The sequence below is a fragment of the Pseudomaricurvus hydrocarbonicus genome, from assembly GCF_011602365.1.
GTDB lineage: Bacteria > Pseudomonadota > Gammaproteobacteria > Pseudomonadales > Cellvibrionaceae > Pseudomaricurvus > Pseudomaricurvus hydrocarbonicus.
Genome location: NZ_JAAONZ010000003.1, coordinates 109,245 through 120,763, shown reverse-complemented (window position 1 = coordinate 120,763; position 11,519 = coordinate 109,245). Strand labels below are relative to the sequence as shown.

Here is an 11,519-nt window from a genome sequence, read left to right as displayed (position 1 = left end):
TTCGCTTCAACCTAAGTGGCCTCCACCTGGGTTGGTGGAACCCGAGCTGGCTGAACCTGAGTTGGCTGAACCCGAGTTGGTTGAAGCCGAGTTGGTTGAACCCGAGTTACTTGACTCCGATTCGTGTACACCAGGCTCAGTGAGAACCCAGCTGATCGGAGGACACCTTACCCAGAGCCAATTCAAGGGGTAATGGCTAAAGCGGGTGAGGGCCTACTCTGGGCCTGGAATAGTAAACCGGACACTATTAACACCCCTCTTTCCTGAAAACAAAGACTTACGTAAGCGCAGACAAACACGCCCATAACAACCATACTCAAGACCAACAACCTCACCCCCAAACCGTCATCGAGACAGGAACGGCCATGAATGATGCTGACAACACCCCCGAACACCAGGCAGTCAGCCTGGTGGTGCGACATCTGAAATTAGAAGATGTTGATCATAGCAACCTGCCCCAGATACTGAGCGACATTGAAACCACCTACGGTGTCGACAGTGCCTCCTTTGAAGAAGCCTCATCAACCCTGCATATTGCCTACGATGCCATTCAGTGCAGCCTGGAAGGGCTGGAGGGCATTATTCAAACCCATGGAGGGGACATTGCACACGACTGGGAGACGGTATTTAAAGAAGGCTACTACCGCTTTGTCGACAGTAACATACGAGATCATGCGGTCAGTGAAGTGTGGGGAGGGCACAGCGACGCCTCAGAGACCACCGCCCCGGAAACCAGCCCTACTAAACCCAAACGCTAGTCGGCAGCGATTGCGGGTGCTACAAGCCCCGCCTGCGAACCGTTACGAGCCCCGCCACGGGTATTAACCGGCGGGGCTTAACAAGCAGGGGTTTGACAAGCAGGGGTTTGACAAGCAGAGCCTCAACCAGCAGTGCTTCAAGGGTAGCGACACAGTCGTGGAGTCAACCCTTGGGGAAAACCATTTTTACTCATTGACCACCGGCACTCGCTGTTGCAGAGCGGATGGCAGGCGAGACACCAAACCGCTGCGCGCGCTGTGCCAGAACCCCGCCAAGAGCAACAAAGCACCACCGATAATAACGCCCGTAACGGCCAGGTTCGACCCCACACTGCCGTAAGTGTCCAGCAGTGTGGATACCGCATACAGCACATAAGCCAACGACGATACCATAAATGCCCGGCGATCAATCACCAGCGACACCACGGTCATCACCACATACACCGACACAATTGCCAGCACATTGCCGACACTGTCATTGCCACTTAGTACCCCCAGCGAGGCAAAAATGGGGTGCACAATTAACGGCGCCGACAGCAAATGCAGCCAAAAAGCCACATCGGAACGACGTGTCAGCCGCTGTCGATCAGACATATCCCACAGCATCGCGATGACAAAGGTCCCCACGCCCCCCAGTAGCACAATGTATGTGACCCACTCCCTCGACTGCGGAAACACCGACAAGAGAAAATAAAACACCAGGCCTACTATCGCCGCCATCCCCGCCGCCACGGTGATCGGGACATGAAAACGCCACCAGTGTGCGCCCGCGGCCAGGGCCGTGATCGCTAATGCCAGCGTCAGGGAGGAGCCATTGCTCATGCCGACCCCAGCCACACAGGTTTTAAACACGCCCCACAAAAACAACAGCAACAGAACAATCGCCGGCAACGCCATTTTGCGCCGACGCACAAAAAATTCCGCCAATCCCCAGGCACAGGCCACCATCACCAGAGGACCCGCAACGGCATTGAACTCAGCCGCCATCCAGGCAGCCGAGTAAGTCACAATCAAACAGGCGATGACGACAAAGATGTCGTTAAAGCCACCAATTAACCGAAAATTTTCTTCATCCACGGCCGCCGTTTGCCTGACGTCCGCCATATGGTGCCGAAAGGACGCCACGGCCGCGGGGGTAAAGATCCCTTGCTCCACCGCCCGGTTTAAATCTTCATCGCTATACATGCTTGGTGCCCATCCAAAAGGTTTATCGTGCGCCCAAACTAGCAAAATCCAGCCGAGCTGAATAGACAAACCCGCAGGCACCGCACGCCCGAGCCTCCGGCAATTGATGACGGATCCAGCCAACACGAAGACAGCCACCAAGAACCCGGACACACACATTTAAGCCGCCGCCGTTAACCTCAGGCTGACATTGTCTGGTTTTGCATCGCCAGAAACCACGGCAAGGAGAAGCAAGTCAGCGAAGAACCGGCGGAAGGTATCAGTGGCCAGCCCTGCAGGTGAAAACCGTCTCGAGTACAGCCGCCCTGTGGTGAAGATCCCGCAGGCGACAAATCTCAAGCCCCTGGTTAGCTACCCGAGTAGCGCGACAACAGCTCTTTTGCGGCCTGCTGCTGCTGGAAGTTTTTCTTGTGAGCCAACTTTCTAAGAATGATTTTAGCTTGCGCGTCCTTGTTGTTTTTGACCAAGGCCTCGGCCAGGTTGAATTGAAATTCGAGGTTATCAGGACTGGCGGCGGCCGCGCGACTGAGGAACACTTCACCTTTTACACTGTCGCCACTGTCCAGCAAAATAACCCCGAGGGTGTTTTGATAATTGGGATTGTCGGGTGACAATTTTACCGCCTGCTGCGCATGGACCAATGCCTGCCCGGACTCTCCCGTTTTCCACAGCGCCCAGGCGTAGTTATTGAGCAAGGGCGCGTTGTTGGGCTGTTGAGACGCGGCCACCCGGTAATGTTCTGTGGCTTTCTGAAACTGCTCCAGTGACAACAGAAAACTGCCCACCTCAATCCTCGCTTGCGACGATTCTGGTTCACGCTCCAGCCAGTCGAGCAAACTGCCCACCGCTTCTTGTTTTTTGCCCATCACCCACTGGGTGCGAGCAAGTTTGATCGCGGCGGATTCTGAGGGAGCGGCGTCATAGGCCTGCTGGATCACACCCAGTGCATCCGCGGGTCGACGCTGGCGAAGTTTCAGAGAAGCCTCAAGCTCCGCCACGGCCGCCTGAAGCGATTCATTCTGACGCAGTGATTCCAGCATTTCCTCTGCCTGCTGGCTGTCTCCGGTTTTGATCAACAACCGGGTCTTCGCCACTTGTGCCCCGGCATGCTGCGGTTGCATCTTCAGCAACGCCTCCAGCGCAGCAATGGCAGCCTGGTATTCACCCGTCCGCTCAAGCGCCAATGCCGTATAAAACCGCGGTTCAATCATTTGGGGACGCACTCTCGTCAATGCTTGCAAGTGTTTGGCGGCGTCTTCATAAGCACCAACTTTAAATTCCGATCGACCAATGAGCTCCAGCAGTTTCTCGTGCTGCGGGTTTTTCGACAATGCCGGCAGCGCCACCTTTATCGCTTCAGCCGGGCGATCAGCGCGCAAATAGAGTTCTGCCAATCCCAGCCTGGGTCCCAGGGCCTTTTCATGTGCCGTCACTGCTCGCAACAGCAACGACTCAGTGTTCGCAGAGTTCCCGCGGACACTTTCCACTTCCGCCAGCCTCAACAACAGGATCAGGTTTTCCGGGTCCTGTGCCAATTGGCGTTCCAGCACCACCGCCGCCTCATCCAGATTGCCCAGCGCGCGCTCCATCTGAGCCAGATTCAAGGCCACTCCCATGTTGTCGGGTTCCACCTTGTAGGCCTGCCGCAAAGCCATCACCGCGGAGTATTCATCGCCCTGGGTGTAGCGGGTAAAACCTTCCAGGGTATAACCCGTGGCTGTACCCGGGTAGGCCTCTTGCATGCTGTGCGCCAGCGCCAGCGCCTTCTCCATTTGCTTGGCCTTAATGTAACTGATGCCCAGCTGTAGCTGAGCATCCTGCAGCGACGGATCCATTGCCAGCGCCTGCTCCAAGGCCTCGACACCGCCTTCGGTATCCCCTGCATTAAACTTCGCGGCCCCCAGGCGGGCCAGCGCCGACGCGTCCTCCGGCAAAAGTTTCACAAACTGCTCCAGATACGGGATGCTCACCCGCCAGTCGCCTGCGCTCAGGGCTGCGGTACTGGTGAGTGTCAAATAAGTCACATCATCCAGCAATTGTGGATCAATAGTGCCTCCCGCCAGAACAGAATCATCCACCAGCGTGTCCAGCGCTTGCTGACTGTCGCCGCGTCTCAGCTGCAGCGCGGCCACTAATTTACGGGCAATCAAATTATTGGGGACTTCAGTGAGAACAAGCGACAAGTGGTTGTATGCCGTCTCATCCAGGCGCAAGATAAAGGCAGAATAACCGGCAATCAGGCGCGCGGTTCGCCGTTGGGCTCGATTAACGCTGAGCGGCTCTGACAGCACCTGCTCCGCATCGGTCAAGCTCGACTTGTATTGAGCCTGTTTGAAAGCGACAAAGGCCTTCAACAACTGTATTTCCGGTATCTGCGACATCGGTTCGGGCAGGCCCTTAAGCATCTTGTCAGCCGAGCCGATATTGTCCAGTGCCACCGCGCACCTGATCGCACCAATCCGGCCGGCCAAATCATCCGGCCTCAGCTCCAGCGCTGCGGCAAAAGACTGCTGTGCTTCTTCGATGCGCTGCTGCCGCAACAGGCTTTCCCCATGCAGGATCAACAGGGACACGTCTTGGGGGGACGCTTTTAACCCCTCCAACAGCAACCTTTCAGCGCCCTCCAGATCGCCGTTTGTGACGGCAATTTTCACCAGGCCGGTAATCGCATCCGCTCGCCCCGGATCCACTTCCAGTGCGGCCTTAAAAGCCGCTTGGGCACGATCAAGCTCTCCCAATCCCAGCAACGCTTCGCCGCGGATAATCATCAGGTCCCTGCCGTCAGCCGATACCAGATCGACGTCTTCACCCAACTCCTGCAAAGCATCAGTGAACTTGCCTTGCATCACCAGGGACTTGGCGATGAAGTAGCTCATGCGAGGGTCTATGGCGCCCAGCTCACGCGCTCTGATGAGCTCTTTGGTCGCACTGGCGGCGTCCCCCTGAACCAGGTAGATCTCCCCCAAACGACGTCGGATTTCCCGGTTTTTCGGCATCAACCGCAGGGCGTTTTTCAACTCGATCACGGCGCCCTTGAGGTCGCTGGCAGACTGCAACTCCATCGCAGCGGACAGGTGGTCGTTCACCTTCTGCTCATCGGTGCGGCTGTCACAGCCTATGATTGTCAAGAGAAACACCATCGTCAGAGACAAGATGGCCTGTTGCATGAACCGGCTGTTGTTATTTTTCATTCTGCAATCCGAAGTTCAAAAGTGGGCGGGCTTTTACCGTCGGCGGTAAAGGAGTGAACAGACCCCAACCCTCTACTCACCGCCATTGCTGAAAAGTATAGAAGAAAAAACGGCTCCTAAAAAAACGGCTCCTGGAAGGGAGCCGTCATTTGGTAAAAGCCTTAGGGGTAAACCTCAAGCCTTGATCACCCCTTTGCGGCGCCGCCCGAGAAAGGCCATGGCCAGCAGACCGGTGGCAAAGGTAAGCAGACTGATGGGCTCAGGCACACCGGGGGGAGGGGGAGGTATGAGTGCCACACGACCGGACAGGAACAGCTCTTCACCACCGTCGTTCAGACCCGCCATATCCAGCCCCGTGACGAACCAGGCGTCCGCGCCGTAGGCATCAATCAACTCCTGCAGAATGATGTCGGCGTTGACCGCGGCAAAATCCACCTTACCGGAACCGAGGTTGTGATCGACAGTGATCTCGCCCAGGGTTTCCCCAGTGAAAGTGGCCTCACCGAAGGCCAGCGCACGTTCAGTTTGATCCCAGGTGCCATTGTTGAGGGCGTCGAGGGGAAACTCTGCCAGAATAGTGCCCGTAGTGGGGTCAATGATTCTCACCACGAAACTCAACTCCAGCGATGGCTCGGTACCAGTTTGGTTTTGGTCGAAGAAGAACACCGGGGTTTCGTTGTCCGGATCAAACGCGTGCAGATAATCCTGCACCGCCTGCAGCGTCACTTCGCTGCCGTTTTCCGGCACGAGGTCGTCCTTGGTGCCGTCGTTGTCGGCATCGTTCTGTCCCCAATAGCCTTCAACCGCCTCAACATTGGGGTTAACAACCGGGTCTTCAAAGTCGTAATTCTGGTCGCCCGTAGGCCCCACATCCTGGTTGTTTTGACCCGCAGAACGGGTATACAGCAGGACATCCAGCCCGCCGGTGCCGGTGGACTGATCATAATCACCCCACACATTGGCATCGAGGTAGCCGGCGTCCTGAATCGCTTTCAGGAATTTCATGGAATAGGAATAGTAGCCTTCGTAGGCGAAAGCGATAACGATCCCGGCATCACCATCGGGGTTGGTACCGTCCACGCAGAGCGCATCGCGGGGAGCGCCACCGGCATCCGTCGCCGTACAGGTTTGCACCGTCAAACCGCCGATGTCATCTCCCGCGCCCGGCAGGAAGAATTCCGGTGCCGCCCAGGCCATGGAACTCAGGGCAAGCGCTGACGCGGTGCCGACCGACGTTTTCAGCGCTTTCCTCCAATGGTTTTTTATTGTCTTTATCATGATAATTACCCTTTGTGTAAGTCACGATTGTTTCAATTTGTCATCCCTTCCATTCTTTTTACCCTTGTCATCCTTTATGCCGTCCCTTCAGCCTGCTCAGCCATCCATTTCACCCTACTCAGCGATCCATTTGCCCTGGACTGCATCACACCTGTGCTTGCAGCAAGGAAGGTGCCAAGCACAAAAAGTCATTACCGATCAAGGACCTGGAAAACACCTCGTCCGTCATCAGCACCCCACTGTAAAGCACTTTGACACTTCGACAGCAGCACCCCACGGGGCGGATGTCACACAGGACGTCCCTCTAAATGGCAGCAACCTCAACGCCATGTCCCTTTTTATAGCGCTAGCAAGTACTAACTACCTCACAAATAACCTTTGCTTCTTAAGCGCCCCACCCAGCGCGCCGTAAACCACAGCCGCTCTCCCGCCCGTCACAGGGTCATCTTGCCAGCGCAGGGCTGACGCGATTAATGTCGATTTTCTTTACACTTTGCTGACACCTGACGCCGCCAACACCTGCCTGGCGCGGGGCCCCATGCAACATCCCCCACCGCCCAAACATGATCCAACGCCAAAGACACATGGTCCAATACCGTCAAAAGCGCGTATACTTGCTCGTTTGTCGTTTTAAACCCTGATTCTGGACTGGACTTTCTGTGGATACGATTTACGTTCGCGGTGCGCGCACTCACAACCTGAAGAACCTGGATATAGACCTGCCCCGGGACAAATTGATTGTCATCACCGGATTGTCTGGCTCGGGCAAATCCTCGCTGGCGTTCGACACCCTCTACGCGGAGGGCCAGCGTCGCTACGTCGAGTCGCTGTCGACCTACGCACGCCAGTTTCTGTCGATGATGGAAAAACCCGATGTGGATCACGTCGAGGGCCTGAGCCCGGCCATTTCCATTGAGCAGAAGTCCACATCCCACAACCCGCGTTCCACCGTCGGTACCATTACCGAGATCTACGATTACCTGCGGCTGCTGTTTGCCCGGGTCGGTGAACCCCGCTGCCCGATCCATGGCGAGCCGTTAAGCGCCCAGACCGTCAGCGAAATGGTTGACCATGTGTTATCCCTGCCGGAAGGCACCAAAATCATGCTGCTGGCGCCGGTGGTGAGGGATCGCAAAGGCGAGCACTTGCACGTGTTTGACCAGCTGCGCCGCGACGGTTTTATCCGCGCCCGCATAGACGGTGTGGTGGTCGATCTGGACGACACTCCGGATCTCGACAAGAAGAAAAAACACACCATTGAGGTGGTTGTAGACCGCTTCAAGGTGCGCGATGACCTGCAGGTTCGGCTGGCCGAATCCTTTGAAACCGCCCTGCGGCTGACCGATGGCACCGCGGCCATCAGTTTTATGGATGGCGAGGAAGCTGACCGCACCTTTTCGGCCAAACACGCCTGCCCGGTGTGCGACTATTCACTGACCGAACTGGAACCGCGCCTGTTTTCCTTCAACAACCCCGCCGGAGCCTGCCCCAGCTGTGATGGCCTGGGCGTCAGCCAGTTTTTCGACATCAGCAAAGTGATTCAATTCCCCGAAGCGTCCCTGGCGGAAGGGGCGATTCGCGGCTGGGACCGACGCAACTTTTACTATTTCCACCTGCTCAATTCACTGTCGGAGCACTATGGCTTCTCCATTGATACCCCCTGGCAGAAATTGAGCAAAAAACACCAGAACGCGATCCTGTTTGGCTCCGGCAAGGACGTGATCAATTTCAGCTACACCAACGACAAGGGGGATTTGTACCAGCGCAATCACACCTTTGAAGGGGTGATTAACAACATGAGCCGCCGCTACAAGGAGACCGAATCCCAGAGCGTGCGCGATGAGCTGTCCAAATACGTCTCCAGCCAGAATTGTCCCGAATGTGAGGGCACCCGACTGCGCCGCGATGCCCGTAACGTGTTCATCGACGAGCGGACCCTGCCCCAGCTGACGGAGCTGCCGGTTGGGGAAGCCTACGACTACTTCAACACCCTGGCCTTGCCTGGTGCACGCGGTCAGATTGCCGAGAAGATCCTCAAGGAATTGCGCGACCGCTTCCGCTTTCTGGTGGACGTGGGGCTGAATTACCTGACCCTGAGCCGCAGCGCCGAGACCCTCTCCGGGGGCGAGGCCCAGCGCATCCGCCTGGCCAGCCAGATCGGTGCCGGGCTGGTGGGCGTGATGTACATTCTGGACGAGCCCTCCATTGGCCTGCACCAGCGGGACAACGACCGCCTGCTGAAAACTCTGGTGCACCTGCGCGACATCGGCAACACCGTCATCGTCGTCGAACACGACGAAGATGCCATCCGTCAGGCCGATCACATTGTGGACATTGGCCCCGGAGCCGGCGTCCACGGCGGCGAAGTGATTGCCCAGGGCACACTCAAGCAAATCACCAGCAACCCGAATTCCCTCACCGGAAAATACCTGTCCGGCAAGGTTAAAATTGCCGTGCCCCCGACGCGAACACCCTACCCCGAGGGCAAGGAGTTGATCCTTGAAGGGGCCACCGGCAACAATCTGCAAGATGTCACGCTGAAGATTCCAGCCGGCCTGATGACCTGCGTCACGGGCGTTTCCGGCTCCGGCAAATCCACCCTGATCAACGCCACGCTCTACCCGCTGGCGGCCACGGCACTGAATGGCGCGACCACCCTCACCGCTGCGCCCCACACAGCCATCCACAACATGGATCTGTTCGACAAGTGCGTGGACATCGACCAGAGCCCCATTGGACGAACACCACGCTCCAACCCGGCTACCTACACGGGCATTTTCACCCCGGTGCGGGAGCTGTTTGCCGGCACCCAGGAAGCCCGTTCCCGCGGTTACAAACCCGGCCGTTTCAGCTTTAACGTCAAAGGCGGTCGCTGCGAAGCTTGCCAGGGCGACGGTGTGGTCAAGGTCGAAATGCACTTCCTGCCAGACGTCTACGTACCCTGCGACGTGTGCAAGGGCAAACGCTACAACCGTGAAACGCTGGAAATCCAATACAAAGGCAAGAACATTCACGAAGCGCTCGACCTGACGGTTGAAGACGCGCGTGAATTCTTTGATGCCATTCCGTCGATCGCCAAGAAATTGCAGACCCTGATTGACGTCGGCCTGTCCTACATTCGTCTCGGCCAGGCTGCCACCACCCTGTCGGGCGGGGAAGCCCAACGGGTCAAACTGGCCAAAGAGCTGTCCAAGCGGGATACCGGCCAGACCCTGTACATTCTGGACGAGCCCACCACCGGCCTGCACTTCCACGACATCCAGCAACTGCTGAACGTACTCCACCGCCTGCGCGACCACGGCAACACGGTGGTGGTCATCGAGCATAACCTGGATGTGATTAAAACCGCCGACTGGCTGATCGATCTGGGACCGGAAGGGGGCAGTGGCGGCGGCCAGATCATTGCCACCGGCACCCCGGAAACCGTAGCCAAAAACAAGCAGTCCCACACCGGGCACTTTTTGAAGCCGCTGCTGAAAAAATAATCGCTTGAGGACGTCATGGATTACCGCGCCCTGAATGCCCGGGGAGCAATGGAGGTCAGCGGGGAGCGCGGTGATTGTCCAGCGTCTCTCAGGGTATATTCCTGCACCGCCAGCGGTACCGACAGTGGCGCGGACAGGGTGATCGCGCCAAACAGGGTGGCCGCGCACCCTGACGCCTGCGCCCTGCCCGCCGAAGCCACACTGAAGCTGTAACTGAACCAGTCGGTTACTCCCTGCAACAAACCCGGTTTTTTGAACGGCGGTTTAAACCCGGGCTCACCGTCAAGCGGCACAAACTCCCGCGCCAGCTCGACGGCAGAAATGCCCGAGCGGCGGGCCTTGAGGTGACTCTCTTTTAACGTCCACAGCCGGTAAAACGCCGACGCTCGCTGCTCGGCGGGCAAGGCTTGCAACTGCTGAAATTCACCCTCGGCGAAGAATTCTGACGCCAGCTCCAGACAATTGCGCGGCCGCCGGGGCATTTCAACATCTACCCCGACCCGGGTATTCACTCCGGCGAGGCAGGCGACCCAGTCTCCACTGTGAGACAGGTTCACATCCACTGCCGACGCCTGCGGTCCGTGTACGCGCAGCTGCTGTCCATCAAGCTCAAGACGATGGCTGGCCCGCCAACCCGGCAACAGACAGGTAAGCGCTTCTCGCACCAGAAAATGGCCCGCCAGATACTCCCGCTGGCGACGCGGCGCACGGATGCGGCCGTAGCGTTGCTGCTCAGCCGCACTGAGCACGGGCAATAACCTCGCTGCCGTCGAAGGCGACAGCGAGGGGGTATGCCAAAGCAGCAATGCCAGCGGCGGGGAAGACTCAGTCTTGAGCAAAACTAACCTCTGGCGGCCGGGTTACAGCAAACACCGGGACCCGGGGGCACAGGCAGTGTTCCGTTCATCGCCAGGGCTCAGGCCCGCCAGCCAGCCCCCCATAAACCGCCACCTGCAACTCACTTCACGGTCACCACAGTACCTTTCAGAGCCACCCCGGCCATCACTGCACCGGCGTGACATTCATAATCGGTATCGCTGAAATACGCGTCTTGATTGTAAAAGCTGTGAATATTGACCACCGCATTGCCACCTTCTTTCAAAGCGCGGTCGCGCAATGACAGCATGGCCGAGATAAAAGCCCGCTCACAGGCGGCCTGGTCCGATTTGTTGAACGCATTGGTCTTTTTATTGGAAACAAAGGTCCCTTTCTTGTCGGTGAAGGCTGGCGCCTGCTCGCCAAACGAGAACGTCACCTCTTGATCCAGCTTCATTTTGGCCAAATCCGAGTTCATCGCACTTTCCAAAGAGAAAAACAGCTTATCGTCTCTCGCCATCGACGCCTCAGAAAACACCGTCAGAGAGAGAGCCACTACCATCAGTCGTAACAACATGTCCGTGTCCTTTGATTGTTTTATTGAGTTAAGAGTTTTGGCCGCTCAGGCCGACCAGTCAATACCTGCGGGCCCCGGCCGGTTGCAGCCCGTGTTAACCAGCCGCAGTTTAAACCTCCTGCAGTTTAAACCAGTAAGGGCAAAAAAATCTCACCTCCGACAGATTACCACTCCGCGCTTGCCTCGCCTTCACGAAACGTTAAAATACATGCCTTTTTTGAACCAACTT

At 57.2% G+C, this 11,519-nt stretch carries 8 protein-coding genes; 2 read left to right on the top strand and 6 right to left on the bottom strand.

The annotated features are described in order from the left end of the window. Window positions 1-6: 6 nt before the first annotated feature. Complete coding sequence (locus G8770_RS24610; protein ID WP_167182697.1) at window positions 7-186, bottom strand: hypothetical protein; 180 nt, start codon at window positions 184-186, stop codon at window positions 7-9. Window positions 187-365: 179 nt separating this feature from the next. Between G8770_RS24610 and G8770_RS05115 the strand changes: the two genes are divergently transcribed. Then, window positions 366-758 carry a cation transporter gene (locus G8770_RS05115; RefSeq protein ID WP_167182694.1) on the top strand — a complete coding sequence of 131 codons (393 nt, stop codon included), beginning with the start codon at window positions 366-368 and terminating at the stop codon, window positions 756-758. A 186-nt stretch (window positions 759-944) separates the two neighbouring features. Here the strand turns inward: G8770_RS05115 and G8770_RS05110 are convergent, their stop codons facing one another. The 3 genes from G8770_RS05110 to G8770_RS05100 form a co-directional block, all read right to left on the bottom strand. Further along, window positions 945-1,943 (bottom strand): hypothetical protein, encoded by a 999-nt coding sequence (locus tag G8770_RS05110; RefSeq protein WP_167182691.1) that lies wholly within the window; start codon window positions 1,941-1,943, stop codon window positions 945-947. A gap of 347 nt (window positions 1,944-2,290) precedes the next feature. Further along, a complete protein-coding gene (prsT, locus tag G8770_RS05105) occupies window positions 2,291-5,134 on the bottom strand; it encodes an XrtA/PEP-CTERM system TPR-repeat protein PrsT (protein ID WP_167182688.1) in 2,844 nt (947 codons plus the stop codon). 174 nt (window positions 5,135-5,308) lie between these two features. Next, complete coding sequence (locus G8770_RS05100; RefSeq protein ID WP_167182685.1) at window positions 5,309-6,412, bottom strand: PEP-CTERM sorting domain-containing protein; 1,104 nt, start codon at window positions 6,410-6,412, stop codon at window positions 5,309-5,311. A 659-nt stretch (window positions 6,413-7,071) separates the two neighbouring features. Between G8770_RS05100 and uvrA the strand changes: the two genes are divergently transcribed. Next, window positions 7,072-9,897 (top strand): excinuclease ABC subunit UvrA, encoded by a 2,826-nt coding sequence (gene uvrA / locus G8770_RS05095; protein ID WP_167182682.1) that lies wholly within the window; start codon window positions 7,072-7,074, stop codon window positions 9,895-9,897. Window positions 9,898-9,917: 20 nt separating this feature from the next. Here uvrA and G8770_RS05090 read toward each other — a convergent pair whose 3' ends face one another. Together G8770_RS05090 and G8770_RS05085 are read right to left on the bottom strand one after the other, a co-directional pair. Further along, window positions 9,918-10,736 carry a 4'-phosphopantetheinyl transferase family protein gene (locus G8770_RS05090; RefSeq protein ID WP_167182679.1) on the bottom strand — a complete coding sequence of 273 codons (819 nt, stop codon included), beginning with the start codon at window positions 10,734-10,736 and terminating at the stop codon, window positions 9,918-9,920. A 119-nt stretch (window positions 10,737-10,855) separates the two neighbouring features. Beyond that, the gene (locus G8770_RS05085) at window positions 10,856-11,290 is read right to left on the bottom strand and encodes an excinuclease ATPase subunit (protein WP_208022064.1); all 435 of its coding nucleotides are present in this window, start codon (window positions 11,288-11,290) and stop codon (window positions 10,856-10,858) included. Between the last annotated feature and the right edge of the window lie 229 nt (window positions 11,291-11,519).

Bases quoted from the DNA above. Each gene is read 5' to 3' on its own strand.
- G8770_RS05115 (WP_167182694.1), top strand. From the start codon at position 366: ATGAATGATGCTGACAACACCCCCGAACACCAGGCAGTCAGCCTGGTG.
- G8770_RS05110 (WP_167182691.1), bottom strand. From the start codon at position 1,943: ATGTATAGCGATGAAGATTTAAACCGGGCGGTGGAGCAAGGGATCTTT.
- prsT (WP_167182688.1), bottom strand. From the start codon at position 5,134: ATGAAAAATAACAACAGCCGGTTCATGCAACAGGCCATCTTGTCTCTG.
- G8770_RS05100 (WP_167182685.1), bottom strand. From the start codon at position 6,412: ATGATAAAGACAATAAAAAACCATTGGAGGAAAGCGCTGAAAACGTCG.
- G8770_RS05085 (WP_208022064.1), bottom strand. From the start codon at position 11,290: ATGTTGTTACGACTGATGGTAGTGGCTCTCTCTCTGACGGTGTTTTCT.